General features: G+C 45.1%; 15 protein-coding genes. 7 read left to right on the top strand and 8 right to left on the bottom strand.

Features of this window, described 5'->3' with window-relative positions:
• Window positions 1-210: 210 nt before the first annotated feature.
• The 5 genes from H6F73_RS07225 to H6F73_RS07205 all read right to left on the bottom strand — a co-directional run bounded on the left by H6F73_RS07225 (window position 211) and on the right by H6F73_RS07205 (window position 4,510).
• A complete protein-coding gene (locus tag H6F73_RS07225) occupies window positions 211-1,164 on the bottom strand; it encodes an asparaginase (RefSeq protein ID WP_190758088.1) in 954 nt (317 codons plus the stop codon).
• 74 nt (window positions 1,165-1,238) lie between these two features.
• Window positions 1,239-1,751 (bottom strand): CGLD27 family protein, encoded by a 513-nt coding sequence (locus H6F73_RS07220; protein WP_190758087.1) that lies wholly within the window; start codon window positions 1,749-1,751, stop codon window positions 1,239-1,241.
• A gap of 4 nt (window positions 1,752-1,755) precedes the next feature.
• Window positions 1,756-2,172, bottom strand: coding sequence for a ribosome silencing factor (gene rsfS / locus H6F73_RS07215; protein ID WP_190758086.1), 417 nt, complete (start codon window positions 2,170-2,172; stop codon window positions 1,756-1,758).
• A 123-nt stretch (window positions 2,173-2,295) separates the two neighbouring features.
• The gene (gene yqeK / locus H6F73_RS07210; RefSeq protein ID WP_190758085.1) at window positions 2,296-2,910 is read right to left on the bottom strand and encodes a bis(5'-nucleosyl)-tetraphosphatase (symmetrical) YqeK; all 615 of its coding nucleotides are present in this window, start codon (window positions 2,908-2,910) and stop codon (window positions 2,296-2,298) included.
• 358 nt (window positions 2,911-3,268) lie between these two features.
• Window positions 3,269-4,510 carry a glycosyltransferase family 4 protein gene (locus H6F73_RS07205; RefSeq protein ID WP_190758084.1) on the bottom strand — a complete coding sequence of 414 codons (1,242 nt, stop codon included), beginning with the start codon at window positions 4,508-4,510 and terminating at the stop codon, window positions 3,269-3,271.
• 629 nt (window positions 4,511-5,139) lie between these two features.
• On the opposite strand from H6F73_RS07205, the gene H6F73_RS07200 reads away from it, so the two are divergent.
• The 5 genes from H6F73_RS07200 to H6F73_RS07180 all read left to right on the top strand — a co-directional run bounded on the left by H6F73_RS07200 (window position 5,140) and on the right by H6F73_RS07180 (window position 8,255).
• Window positions 5,140-5,670 (top strand): hypothetical protein, encoded by a 531-nt coding sequence (locus H6F73_RS07200; RefSeq protein WP_190758083.1) that lies wholly within the window; start codon window positions 5,140-5,142, stop codon window positions 5,668-5,670.
• A 108-nt stretch (window positions 5,671-5,778) separates the two neighbouring features.
• Window positions 5,779-6,666: a hypothetical protein gene (locus H6F73_RS07195; RefSeq protein ID WP_190758082.1), complete on the top strand. Its 888-nt coding sequence runs from the start codon at window positions 5,779-5,781 to the stop codon at window positions 6,664-6,666.
• A 273-nt stretch (window positions 6,667-6,939) separates the two neighbouring features.
• A complete protein-coding gene (locus H6F73_RS07190) occupies window positions 6,940-7,254 on the top strand; it encodes a KGK domain-containing protein (RefSeq protein ID WP_190758081.1) in 315 nt (104 codons plus the stop codon).
• 155 nt (window positions 7,255-7,409) lie between these two features.
• Window positions 7,410-7,712: a KGK domain-containing protein gene (locus H6F73_RS07185; protein WP_199330444.1), complete on the top strand. Its 303-nt coding sequence runs from the start codon at window positions 7,410-7,412 to the stop codon at window positions 7,710-7,712.
• Between the two features lie 219 nt (window positions 7,713-7,931).
• Entirely contained in the window at window positions 7,932-8,255 is a 324-nt protein-coding gene (locus H6F73_RS07180; RefSeq protein ID WP_190758079.1) for a hypothetical protein, read from the top strand.
• A 235-nt stretch (window positions 8,256-8,490) separates the two neighbouring features.
• On the opposite strand, the gene H6F73_RS07175 is transcribed toward H6F73_RS07180, so the two are convergent.
• Window positions 8,491-8,838 carry a helix-turn-helix domain-containing protein gene (locus tag H6F73_RS07175; RefSeq protein WP_190758078.1) on the bottom strand — a complete coding sequence of 116 codons (348 nt, stop codon included), beginning with the start codon at window positions 8,836-8,838 and terminating at the stop codon, window positions 8,491-8,493.
• 369 nt (window positions 8,839-9,207) lie between these two features.
• Between H6F73_RS07175 and H6F73_RS07170 the strand changes: the two genes are divergently transcribed.
• Together H6F73_RS07170 and H6F73_RS07165 are read left to right on the top strand one after the other, a co-directional pair.
• Entirely contained in the window at window positions 9,208-9,906 is a 699-nt protein-coding gene (locus H6F73_RS07170; protein WP_190758077.1) for a pirin family protein, read from the top strand.
• A gap of 202 nt (window positions 9,907-10,108) precedes the next feature.
• Window positions 10,109-10,693: an NAD(P)H-dependent oxidoreductase gene (locus H6F73_RS07165; protein WP_190758076.1), complete on the top strand. Its 585-nt coding sequence runs from the start codon at window positions 10,109-10,111 to the stop codon at window positions 10,691-10,693.
• A gap of 152 nt (window positions 10,694-10,845) precedes the next feature.
• On the opposite strand, the gene H6F73_RS07160 is transcribed toward H6F73_RS07165, so the two are convergent.
• On the bottom strand, window positions 10,846-11,883 hold the full coding sequence (locus H6F73_RS07160) for a DUF459 domain-containing protein (RefSeq protein ID WP_190758075.1): 1,038 nt from the start codon (window positions 11,881-11,883) through the stop codon (window positions 10,846-10,848).
• A 5-nt stretch (window positions 11,884-11,888) separates the two neighbouring features.
• The gene (locus tag H6F73_RS07155) at window positions 11,889-13,304 is read right to left on the bottom strand and encodes an MBOAT family O-acyltransferase (protein ID WP_190758074.1); all 1,416 of its coding nucleotides are present in this window, start codon (window positions 13,302-13,304) and stop codon (window positions 11,889-11,891) included.
• Window positions 13,305-13,611 lie beyond the last annotated feature (307 nt).

Below are 13,611 nucleotides of genomic sequence, written 5' to 3'. Positions count from 1 at the left end.
AGTGAAACGGAGAACACACTTCGCTACCCTACGAAACTCATCTGCGTATGCCTAACGGCACGCTGCGCTATCATCTGCGTTTATCTGCGTTTATCTGCGGTTAATAAATCCAAAAAATTAACCTTTCCAAGAAGTAAGGGCATCATATTCGGTGTGATCAGTTCCCGAATGCGATGCCCTTACTCTCAGGTAAAACAAAAGTTTCTACACCTAAAGCATAGAGAGTTCCCCAACCACATCCAAACGCTTAAAGTCGTTCAGACTCATGTAACTCTCTGAAAGCGTTTCCGCCATCGAAGGAGTTATCCAACCCATTTGCTTGAGTAAGTGAATCGCGACGGCATATTTTGCCCGCTTGGCACCGTCCATCGCCTTAATCGCCAAACCCATGCCTTCACCCACTCTGCCAATGCACTGAATTCCTTCAGCGCCGGATTTACTCACCAACTCTCCCTCACTCAAGCGCATCAGTTGGGTATCAAACTCGCCCTCTCCCGCCACCATGACTGGATGATGCGTCATGGCGCGAACAATGCGCTCCATATCCAAACTGCTGCCAGACGCCAACTGAGCGTACAGGGACGCCATTTGCGCCAGTTGCATAAAATAAGTGGGTGCGCCGCAGTCATCTCGTGCGCCGATAAATTCGGCTGCCGGCATCCGCAGCAGTTCGGCAACTTTCGTCAAAATTAGCTGCTGCACTGGATGGTTGCGCTGCAAATAAGAGGTGAGTGGCCAATTTCGCTGCCGGCTGACTGCAAGCATTCCGGCGTGTTTGCCTGAGCAGTTGTATTCCAACCGGCTGCGTTTACCTTCGGGAACCGGGCACTGCAGCGCTGACGGATCAACATCCGCCCGCCAGAGGATGTTAAAAGCTTGCCGCGATTGCTCAATAGTCCCTTTGTGAGAGCTACAGATAATCGCTAAGTCTTTGTCAGTTAAGCCGAAGCGTTCGAGGGTGCCGGTTGTCAGCACCGCTAGGGCTTGAAACGGCTTGAGGGCCGACCGGACAAAGGCGGCAGTTTCCGCATTGCCGGCCACAGATAAAACGCGTCCCCGGTTGTCACATACGACTGCCTGGACTTGATGCTTCGATTCAATAATGCCTTCCCGCAACAGTCTGACTTCCAGTTGTGCGGCTTGAGTTCGTTTTCCCATTGTCATGGGTTAGACTTTATCACTTGAGGGGACAGGAAAATTATCAATTAAGAATTAAGAATCAAGAATTAAGAATTCATTCAAAACTTAAAACTTAAAAATTGCCAAGTTAGGCTACCGGCAACGATTGCGAGTGCCAAAACGCCGAATGTGCGATGGAGCCGGCCCAGAATCGGTTGGATTTGGTGGGTGACAACCAGCCGGTCTCGCAGCAGCATTTCCGGGTTTTTTTCCCAGCACTGACCGTCATACCACCCGGACTCTTCATACACAACGGTAGAATTCAGCAGGCGATTTCGCACATACCACCAGCCTAAATACAGCCGCAGCAGCACCAGTGCCAAAATGAAACTGGCACCGGCTGCCCCGCTGAGGAGAAATTGGCCAAGATACTTCTTTGGGACAAAACTGGATGCCGCTACCGGCCCTGAAATTGCCCAACTGATGCCCCATACCCAGGCGATCCCCGTTAAATAACCCCGCAGATCGCTGATACCCCAGCGAAAGAACCAAGACTCTTTTAGTTCTTGATACTCATTGAGCGGTTGCTGTTCGGCGGGGACGGGACATACAGACACAGAAGTATCCTTCATGGCGCTACTCTCTCCCTAGGCCGGCTGCTGAAAATTCTATCCGTTCGGCGTGGCCCCAAAAAGCCTCTAGATTGTAAAATTCCCGTTCTTTCGCCATCAATACGTGAACAATCACATCGCCGTAGTCTAGCAGCACCCAACTGCCCTCTGCTTGCCCTTCAACACGCAAGGGAAGGCGCTGCCACTCTATTTCTATCTTGTCTTGAACAGACTGGGAAATTGCCCGTACCTGCACCCGGGAAAAGCCGGTGACCATGACAAAATAATCTGCCAGGTAAGACACTTCTGCCACTCCCAGCAAAACAATATCTCCGCCCTTGCGGTCATCTGCCGCTTGGGCAGCCGTCATGGCAATGGCTCGACTGGTATCTGAGTTGAGCGTGCCGGTGTTGACTAAATCGACTTTGGAATAATCTGACATTAAATCTCCAAAATCAGTATCTGTGGTAAATTCATCGTTGATGTTAATAACATCCCTAAATAATTCGGTGAAAGCGGGCCGAGCGATTTAAACATTCTATTCTGCCTGATTTCCCCACACAAATTATGCAGAAATGCAGCGATTTTCAAGGCTTTTGACTGTCTGCCCCTGAAGGGCGCTCAGTTGCAAAGCCCAGTTTCGGGTCAGTATGGTTCGGGGGTGAATCATCTGACGGGTTTCTAACAAGAATCCTAGCGAATAATCGCTGGTTCGCCAAACTGCTTGATAGAGATTTTGCCGGCTCACTTGCCGCATGGCGTTCAATTCCGCCGTGTCCCCACGACTGGGTTCTAAACTATCAGCGACAAACACCGCACAACAAAGCAAACTCATCGCCGGCTGGCCTAATGTGTGGTTGCGGATAGCCTGCAAGACTTCCGGGTCCCGCACATCAAACTGATCTCTGGCGACAATGGCACTAACATCTGCATGGAGCAAATGCGGATTGGCTTCTAAGATTGAGTCTATCTCCAATCCTTCTTCCCGCGCCATCCCCAACAGTTGCTGGGGCTTAAAATATTTCGCCAGATCGTGCATTAAGCCGGCTTGTGCTGCTTTTTCGGCATCAAGACCGTGATGACCGGCTAGCTCAACTGCCATTTCTTCCACGCCCAGAATATGTCTCAGGCGAGGCGGGGGAACGTTATCTGCTAACCAGGCTAAAACCCGATCTCGCATCACATTGGATAACTCCTTAAGCTCATCAAGGACAAAGGTAAAGCTGTTAATAAAGGGTTTTTGTATATGTTTCTTTCATTTTAGCCGAAATTTCTCGGAGAGTGTTTGCCCTGCTTCCAAAACTAACAGCAATTTAAGTATTTTAACGTATTTTCTCTGCCGGCCCACCTCCCACCGGCTCGCCACAGCTTCGACGAATTTGCAATAGAGTTGCACCCGATTTTCCCGTGAAGGTCAAAGGCCGAAATAACCTGACAACTTCGGACGCTGGTTGCCAATTTGACCTTCAACTGCCTGCCTCTATTGCGTTGCTCATGCTAAAGGTGGCCAAATCATCCTTCTCCCACTCTCCGATTCCCTATTTGCCGGCACTGGCTTTGACCGCCTCAAACAACGCTTCATAGCGATCTAAAGCTTGCTCAAATCCATAATGCTCGATGGCGTGCTGCCGGCCTTGACGACCCAGTGCTTCAGCTTTATCGGGATGCTTGTACAAGTCTAGAATGGCCGCTGCCAATGCCTCTGCGTCTTCTGGAGGCACGACGATCCCGCCGCCGCTTTCCTTAACAGCTTTTGCTGCGGTGCCGGTGGCGGGAACCGAGGCCACGATCGGACGACCACTCGCAAGGTGCAGGGGGATCTTGGACGGCATATTGAAGGAAATCACATTATGCTTTTGCAAAACTAACGCCACATCAGCCCCAGCCAGCAGATCCGGCAAATGTTCGCGGTCTTGAAATGGCAAGAGCAAGACAGGAGGCGCACCACAGGCTTTGCGATAATCGCGCAATTCATGGATAGCGCTGGGTTCTCCCACAATCACAAAGGCAATCTCTGGAATGTGGCGCAAGCGGACGGATGCCTCAATAACGGTTTCTAAGCCTTGGGTGAGGCCAATATTGCCGGAGTAGAGCACCACAAATTTGTTGTTGAGCTGATGGGCGGCGCGGAACGGGTTGTCTTCTTTCGGCATCGGGCGGATGAAATCCACATCAACCCAGTTGGAAATTTTGACAATTTTACTGGCCGGCACTCCCTTACTGATCAAATTGTCCACAAACCCATCAGCAATCACGCTGATCGTGTGGGCGTTGTGGTAGGCAAATTTTTCCAGGGATTCAAATACGCCAATCATGGCTTTGTTTTTGAGCAAACCCACATGGACGGCGGCTTCGGGCAGAATGTCTTGAACATTAAGCACGACAGGACACTGGCGAATCCAACCCAACATACTTGCCGGCACGCCGATGGGCAGGGGTGGCACAGTCGCTAAGATAACTTCCGGCGGCCAACTTTTGAGGGCGTGTACCATGCTGGTACAGACAAAGCTGGCATCCAGCAATATGCGGTCAAGCAGGTTAGGATGCGGCCCACGAATCCATAGGGTGCTGCGCTGGATGGTGACATTGTTTCTGCGTTCGGTCATGTACCACCGGCCTTGGTAGCCTTGGTAAATTCGGCGTTCCGGATAGTTGGGCATCCCGGTGACGACGCGCAGTTGATGGCCTCGCGCCACTAAACCTTCTGCCAGTTCGGTCATCAGGGGGGCGATGCCGATCGGCTCTGGGTGGTAGTTGTAGGAATAAATTAAAATACGCATTGTCTGTAATCTATACCCGGTTGGCGGGGAAAGTGCTTGACTCAGTCTATATGGGGAGTGGGAGATTGAGTATGCTGCTGCAACTATCATGCCTCCTCTGGGTTCTGTGGCAGCAAGCGTGCGAATTGTATTAATTTTTATCTATTTATGCTTAACAATCAGTAGTGATTAATAGGCAATCGGTTATTTGAAGAAGACGTGGTAATTTGGGAGTTAAACGGTGCCGGTTGAGATCACGTGTATGTACAAAACTGCACTCTGAAAGAATTGCCGGTTAACGGAGATAGGGCCGGCATCAGCGCTGGCTCAGACACGATGGCCGGTGTCGTGCACGCTCTAGGGGCGTTTAATTGCCAAGCCAGAAACTGAGTTGCTCAGAGCTAGAGGCACAGACTAGAAGATGTGCGGGATATCGCATCGGCAAACCCTGAGCGGCGAATAGAGTTAAGAAAATCCTAGCTCAAGTGGGCCGGCACTCGGTTTGAGAGCAGTTGAATGCTTCTAGAGAGAGAGATTAACGAGCAGAGCCGATCACTCATCTGGAAAATCGCTTTAATGATAGCAGTATGATTCGCAACCAAACTCCAACATTGGAGCAATCTAAAAGAACAGAATCAAAGGAGCCTGCGATGATTTTTTCTCGTTTGCATAGAATTTTAGCGCCCTTGCTACTGTCTGTTTTGCTGTTTGTGACGGCTTGCGCTGAAGCCAAAGCGCCTTCTCGCTGGGACGGGGCCCAACAAACCAGCACGCAGCAGCAACGCCCGCAGCAGCCCAAAGATGGGGCGGTTGCCGGCAAACCTGTAACAGGTGGCAACTTCAACAAATTCTTCCCTAAAGGCAGCGGTGGCTATAGCACTGTGCCGGCTCAGGAAAAAACCGGCTTTGCTGAGTATAAGTTGAACCAAGGTGGCAAAAATGTTGCCATGCTGTCTATTAATGACTTGGCCAATAACCCCACTGCCGCTCAGAAATTCCAGCAACCCAGCAAAACCATAGCCGGCTATCCTGCGGTTAACCAAGGGCAGAACATCACGGCCCTGCTGGTTGGAGGTCGCTACCAAGTCAAGGTACAATCCCGCGATGCCTCCTTTACTCCGCAAGATCGCGAAGCTTGGCTGCAAAAATTTAACCTCAGCGGACTCTCCCGACTCAAGTAATTTTAGGTGTTAGTGGTTAGTTGCCAGTTGTTTAACTGAACTAACAAGTTTCTCGCATTTCTAACCCTGACTTTACTTCGCTTACAAAACCCAAACAAGGAGTTGAAAATGAGCAAACCGATTTTTGAATTGGTTGATGAACTGCCAACCAGCAACATGACGACATTTGTCCTAAAGTCGCTCGATTTTGCCGTGCCCGGTCAGTGGGAAAATGTTGTCGGTTTTACCAATACCATCAGGAAAGTGACTGGTGAAACTGACGAAGATTTGATTCAACAAATTGGCGAACGTGCCATTTTTCTCTACAACGATAAGTCACAAGGCTATCAGCGGGCGATGTGGCTTTACCAAACGGTTGACAGAACGGATAGAGCTTTAGGTGCAGCAGCGCTGGCTAATAAAGTCGGTGAAAAAATTCCCTTATTGGGTTTGTTAAACCGAGTCACTCCGAAAGCAAATAAAGCGCAAGCGATTGACCTGACTATTAAGCTGGTCGTTGAATTGGTGGCTTTTTGTCAAATCAACGGTATTCCTGGCGACAGTATTGGAGATTTTGTAGCATCCTTGGCTGACTACAGTGGCGAGTCTTTAATGCGGATGGCTGCTTTAGTTTGCATTGATGGTTTAGTTCCTCTCGGCCCTGATTTTATCCTGCAAGCACAATCGGCTATTTCTGGAATGAGGCCGGCGGAGTTAGAAGAAAATCAGACATTCCGGGATGTTAATGATTTGATCCCAGGAAATAATTCTGCTAGCAAGTTGGGCTTTATTGGCGAAAGTTTTAATTCAGTCACCGGCTGGATGAGTGGGTTTGTTTCTTCTCGCGGTTTGACGCCAGACAAGGTGGTTAGCAATTTGCAACGGTTTGTTGAAATTTCTAATGATAAGTTGGACTATCTCGGTGCGTTTCTCGACGTGAGTACCAACTATTACGAACACACCGGCACTCAAACTTTGGCGCGTCGCTTAATTGAACGCGCTGTGGCTGAGATTTAGGAATCTGGTTCGGTAGCCTCCTCTCCGGGTTCGGGGAGGGGGATTTTTTTTAACCGCAGATGCACGCAGATAAACGCAGATGGGTTATCTGTTGGTGGCACAGATGGTTGGGAGGGGATTTTTTTAACCGCAGATGCACGCAGATAAACGCAGATGGGTTAACTGTTAGTGTTTGAGATAATTTTTAAGATGAACCCGACATCGAGGGGGATAATTTTATATGGCTTCGCGGGTGGCACCCCTGAGCCTCTAACCCTTACGCAAGGAACAGTAATGAAATTTGAACAGTTAGAGGGAGAGAACCACGTCTTCTCTATAGAAGAAAAAGATATGATGATTTCCGATCACTATCGTGATAAGGTTCACGTAACAAGCGCTTTATCAAAGTTCTTGACTGAATTCTTATTGTATAAACTAGGTAGCAACCCAGGGTCTGCATGGGTAAATGAAGGCGTAAAAAGTCAGCTCCTAAAAATTGGTGCCTCTCAATGGATTCATGGAAGGGTTAGGTACAGGATAGTAGTTGAATTTTGCCCTGACGAACCCGAACCCTCTCCTCCCTCCGGGTTAGAAGAGTTTCGTCAATAGCCGCGCTTCCTCACGAGTCGGCTTGTCGCCTTTGGGCGAGAACGATTCAGGGCTGATGAAAAGTCAGTTGTGACCTAGCATTTAATCGAGTGAAATAATTTTGGATGGCTTCGCGGGTTGTAGCCCCAAGCCCCTATCCCTTACGAGGAACAGCAATGCCATTTGAACAGATAGATGAAGGCGACCATGTTGTTTCTATAGAGGAGGATACTCAATTCCGCATCCCGCTAGAGAGCGTTCAAGTAGTAAGCAAATGGCTAAGTCGTCTAAATGGATTTTTGTTTAGGAATTTAATAGGAGATGAACGATGGATAAACGAAGGTATGACAGCAAAATTCCTAAAACTCGGAAGCTCTCAATGGATTAAAGGAAAAGTCAGAATCAGAGTAGTTATTGAATTCTGCCCTGACGAACCCGAACCCTCTCCTCCCTCCGGGTTAGAAGAGTTCCGTCAATAACCCCACTTCCTCACAGATCAGCTTGCCTGCGCTGTGCATGAACGATGCCCCGATACATCTCCAGATATCTGCCCGACGGGTCGTTGATTTTTGGCTAATTCTTCTATCGGAACCCTAGTCGCACAAACCCTAGTTTTACCCCAATCTCCAACTTTAGTGAGTCGCCAAGTAAACGGAAGCGGCCTAAAATTTGGGTTTAGTCGCATTGAGGCAGAGTAGATGTCGTCCCAATTGAATCCTGATTCAGCAGAGCTTAAGGTACAGGGAACCACCTTGTTTGATCGCACTTTTCGAGACAGTGAGGGCAACATTGTCATTGCTCAGATGCCCAATCTGCCGCTTCTAGTAGGGTTGGCAGCCACCCTACTTCAACCCGTCCTCCCCGGCGGCAATCTCCAGACAGGATTTGATTTAGTGGCGTTCGGTGCTTTGTTCACCTGGGCATGGCAGGAGTTGTTTGATGGGGTCAACTACTTCCGTCAGGCGCTCGGATTGGTGGTGCTAGTGGGCATGATCGCGCTCAGACTCCATATTATCGGTTGAGCTTGAACCGGCACCTTCCTCTTTGTAAGAAGACACTCTTCCAACTACGTTACGGGGTGTGAGTAGCAGTCGAACAAAAATGTAATGCCGGATTTTTTTTACCGCAGATTCCGCAGGTGAAACTTGAATGACGAGCGTAGCAGATTCGGGTTTCACCTGCGTCCACAGATAAACGCAGATGGGTTAACTGTTGGTGTTTGAGATAAATTGGCTAGTGGAGATTTTGGCTAGTGGTTTATTCTTCAAAATGATCTGTTTTGCCTTCTTCATATTGAATGCCCCATTCGTGGATTGAGTTGAGAACGGGTTTGAGTGATTCCCCTAAGGGTGTGAGGGAGTATTCTACCTTGGGGGGGACTTGTAAATAAACTTGCCGGTGAACGATGCCGTCTTGTTCCATCTCTCGCAACTGCTGGGTGAGCATCTTCTGGGTGATGCCGTGCATGGCGCGATGTAATTCCCCGAAACGTTTGACTCCTTGAAACAATTCTCGAATAATTAAAACTTTCCAGCGTCCCCCAATGACTTTGAGGGCGGTTTCTACTGCACAGGTGGGTTTGTCGCTGTGAGCGCGGCTTTCCATGTTTTCGCTCCTTAGTATCTTTTTGGGTAGTATCTTACTTTAAAGTGCATTCTTTACATTAAAGCTGTACTTATTTTACAGTGTATATAGAAGAAAGCAGGGGCAAGGAAAGTTACAAATATAACTTTAAACCTGCGATGAATATTTGAGGGAAATTTATGAATAAACCCGCGAAAAATTACGGCAAATTCTCTTTTTTGTAACGGTGTCAACACTCAACTTTAAATTAGCGATCTGTTGAGGGTGAGTAGCTGGAAGAAATGAGAGGCCGGCGAAGGCAAATTCTCAGAAAAATCATAACCAGGCTGTAGGGGCGGTGCTTTTGTGCCGGCACTCTTGAAAAGACATTCAAATTATTAGGAGGCGACAGTGATTACACTACGGAAATCTGAAGAACGGGGACACGCAAATCACGGTTGGCTGGATTCTTATCACTCTTTTTCATTCGCCAATTATTACGATCCCAATAACATGGGATTTAGGGCTTTACGAGTGATTAACGAAGATTGGGTGCAACCGGGGCGGGGTTTTGGCACGCATCCCCACAGAGACATGGAAATTATTACTTATGTCTTGGAAGGGGCGTTAGAACACAAAGATAGTTTGGGAACCGGCTCGATTATTAGTCCGGGTGAGGTGCAAAAAATGAGTGCCGGCACGGGTGTAACTCACAGCGAGTACAACCCTTCTAAAACCGAGCAGGTGCATTTGCTGCAAATTTGGATCGTGCCAGATCAAAAAAATTTACCGCCAAGTTATGAGCAAAAAACCTATCCAACGGCAGAAAAGCGGAATCAGTTGCGTTTGATTGCTTCACCAGAAGGGCAAGATGGTTCGGTGACGGTTCATCAAGATGTCAATCTGTATGCGAGTGTGCTTGATGCTGGGGAAAAGGTTGTTCATGAACTTAGCCCAAACCGGCACGTTTGGGTACAAGTCGCGCAGGGTGAAATTACAGTGAATGGTTTGTCTCTGAGTGCCGGTGATGCTGCGGCAATTAGCGAGGAAAATCGTGTGGTTGTCATGGCGAATACAGCCTCAGAACTTCTGTTGTTTGACTTGGCATAGTTCATGTATTGCCGGCAACAAATGTGCCTGTTGTTGATCGGTAGCAAGCGCTTCAATGGATTCAGCCGGCTTTTCGATTTATTCGCTGCCGGTTGTTTCCTCTTAACTCGCTGCTGCCGGTCAGCATAAAAACAGTGTAAGATTCTGTTAACAACTGAGTTGCTTTGATCGTTTTACTCATCACAATAAAACAGACTGACCTATGACTGACACGCCAAAAATTTTAGCATTTGCCGGCAGCACCCGCATGGATTCTTACCACAAAAAGCTGGTGAAGGTTGCTGCACAAGGAGCGCGATCTGCCGGCGCTGAGGTAACTTATTTGGATTTGCGTGACCTCCCCATGCCTCTCTATGATGGGGATTTAGAAGCTCAAGAAGGACTGCCTCAAAATGCTCTGAAATTAAAAGAATTGATGATGGCGCATCAGGGATTGTTAATTGCTTCTCCTGAGTACAACAGTTCATTTTCTGCAGTTTTAAAAAATGCCATTGATTGGGCTTCACGTCCCGCTTCTGCTGATGAACCGATGCTGGCTTGTTTTTCCGATAAAGTTGCAGCAATTATGAGTGCTTCACCAGGAGGCTTAGGGGGTTTGCGTGGATTAGTTCATCTGCGTTCGCTTCTTGGCAATATTAAAGTTATTGTACTTCCCGATCAAGTGGCGATTCCCAAGATTCATGAAGCGTTTAATGCAGACGGAACCTTGAAAGATCCTCAACAGCAAGCTTCTATTGAGAAGTTGGGTGAAAATGTGGCTACAATGCTGTCTAAATTGAACGGTTGAAGTTCTTAGTTATTTTCTTGAACACTATTAAGGGCAAGCTGGGGTAAAGATCGAATTTGTCCTTAATAGTAATTTTTCCTACGTTAACGTTTTTTTTGAGTAAAACATAAGCCGAGGAACGTTAAACTCTCAAGTTATGACTTTATCTTTTCTCACTTCACTTTTTCTGTGGTTGGTTTCACTTTAGGAAGTGCCGGCTTTGATTCTAATTTTTTTAAAATTTTATCTTGAAGCATTTTTTCAATCACTAAATTACTTAAAATCTTAGCGCCATGTGGAGTCAAATGCACACCATCATTGGCTTTTACATAGCCTCGCTTACCTGCTTTATCGGCAAGGATTGGAGCAAACTTGCCTCCAACAGAAAATTTTTCCCAAGAAGAGATATATTCAATTTTCGGATAATTTTTACTCACGTCTCTGTAAATTTCATTAAAAATTAAGAAAAATTTGCTATAGCGAGGCTTGCTAGATATGGGTTGTCCGATCCAGTAAACTTTTCTAACTGGGGGTGAGGAAACTAATTTCGCATACTTTTCTACTCTTTCTCGATAGGCTTGTTTCCATTCAGTTGTAAGAATGCGTCTGTATTTACCTTGAAAGTCTGTTATGTCTTGATCGTCATTTCCGCCAAACATAACCACAAGCACATCTGGTTTATAAGCTTTGATTAGTTGGGTTGTTCTAGCATACCAGTCGTAATAATCTATTCTATTTAAGCCGGTAGATATTTTATAGTCAATTTTTATCTGAGTGATTTTATAAGATTTTTGCAGAGTGGACTGAAGCTGAACTCCAATATCCAACACTATTGAGTCTCCTACAACTAAAAAGCGAGAATAAGGTTTTTCCGCTTTGCTTTTTGAGGTTGTTGGCTGTTTATTTGGTTTTTTTATTTCTTGTTTAGGCTTATTATCCGGGACTTGTTTGGGTTTGTCTTCCAGCGGTTTTTCTACAGCGACATTTTCTGAAGTTATATTAATTTCATCAATATTAACTTCTTTTATTTTGCTCCAAAACGCTTGTTCATTTTTTCTATAACTCTCTATTTTTAGATGTTCGGCGGCTTGTTTAAGTTGAGGATTGGCAAATTTACTAGATGCCAAGCTTTTGATAAATAAAGTAAAATTAGAAAAAATCAAAATTAGGGTAACTGAAATAACAATCAGTAAAAAGTCGCGATCTTTCATATATTTTAAAAATTAAAGTAAATAAAAGGCGGAACCGTGTTTGGGCCAAGCATTAGGATAGAATATACAAGCAGGGAAACTAAAACAACTTGAAATAATAAGCTTTTAACTGAAAGTACAGTTAAAAACAGCTTATTTAACTGATTTCCGTAAAAGTTGATTAGGGCAACAATTGCAATAACCAAGTATAGCTGCCAAAAATTAAATTGAAAGGTGTTAACTTCTGAGTGAATAATTCCGTATAAAAAAATCATAGCGCTTTCCGAACTGCTACTGTTAAAAAATATCCAGCTACAGGTGATGAAGCAAAATGTGATAACCCAGAAAAATATAGGAGCAAGTGAAGAAAGAAAAGGGATTTTAGTAAAGCGAACAAATTTTGATAAATCTTGCCACAGATGATTGACAATTAATCCTAAGCCGTGAATCGCACCCCAGACAATAAAATTCAAGCCGGCACCATGCCAAAAACCACCGATTAGCATTGTCAACAACAAATTTATATATTTGCTAAATTTACCATTTTTATTACCCCCTAAAGGAATATAGACATAATCTCTCAACCATTCAGAAAGGCTAATATGCCATCTTCTCCAAAACTCTTGCAGGCTTAAAGCTCGGTAAGGCATATTAAAGTTTGGGATAGGTTTAAAACCCAGCAAACAGGAAATTCCATTGGCTAAATCTGAATATCCGCTAAAATCTACATAAATTAAGCAAGAATAGGAAATTGCAGCCAAGCTCAGATCGATGCTGGAATATTGCTGAGGCGAGAGGAAAGGAAGTTGAGTAAAATTAAATAAAAAACTAGATAAAGTGTATTTTTTAAATAATCCCGATAAAATTAAAGTCGTCACTTCTTCGATTTGATAATCATATTTATTGGGGCTATTGAGTTGAGAATAAAATTCTTTGGCTCTGGCAATTGGCCCTGAAGCAATTTGGGGGAAATAGGTAATGTAGACGGTATAATCCAGAAAACTAGGGCATTCAAGTTTTTGATTATAGCAATCTACTAAATGGGATATTATTCTAAAAGTATAGAATGAGACGCCAACGGGAGCGATAATTTGCAATAGTTGTAAATTTGATTGTATATTAAGGGTATTTAAAAGATTGAACAAAGTGTCTGTAAAGAAATTATAGTATTTAAAAACTCCTAAAAATCCAATATTAAAAGTCAAACCCATTATTAAAAATATCTGCCTGTCGTTAGTTACAAACAGACTTTGAAGAAGCAAATAATTAACTATCGTACTCGTCACCAGCAACGCTAAAAAAGAAAAATTCCAAAATGAATAAAAAATCAAACTTATTAACAATAAAAATATTTTATACGGAACGACTTTTCTTTTTAAGAAAATTGCAATTATGAAAGTTATAATGAAAAATAGTAAAAATTGGTAAGTTGTAAATAACATAACTTCAAGCGACTGCTCGTTTTAGGGGAAATAACTTTTAGGAATTAATAATTGATACAACTCTATTTTTAAATAGGGTTGATGCTATAGGTTGCTTGAATTAATATGCAGAATGAACCCTGAGTGCGCCAGTGGTAAGACGAGTGTAGCAAACTATAGCCAGAATGCAAGAATATCCGTAAACGCGATAGCGATTTTTAGGGCGATAAGGGCCGTAATTGGTCAGGTTAAGGTTTCAACGGCAAAACCGGCATCATCTAAATTTCACCCCATTGCAACCGCTACAGTCAGTGCTTAACCGGCAACG

Source organism: Microcoleus sp. FACHB-68 (genome assembly GCF_014695715.1).
Lineage (GTDB): Bacteria > Cyanobacteriota > Cyanobacteriia > Cyanobacteriales > Oscillatoriaceae > FACHB-68.
Note: the sequence above shows the minus strand (reverse complement) of the source record. Positions and strands in the feature narration are given on the sequence as shown.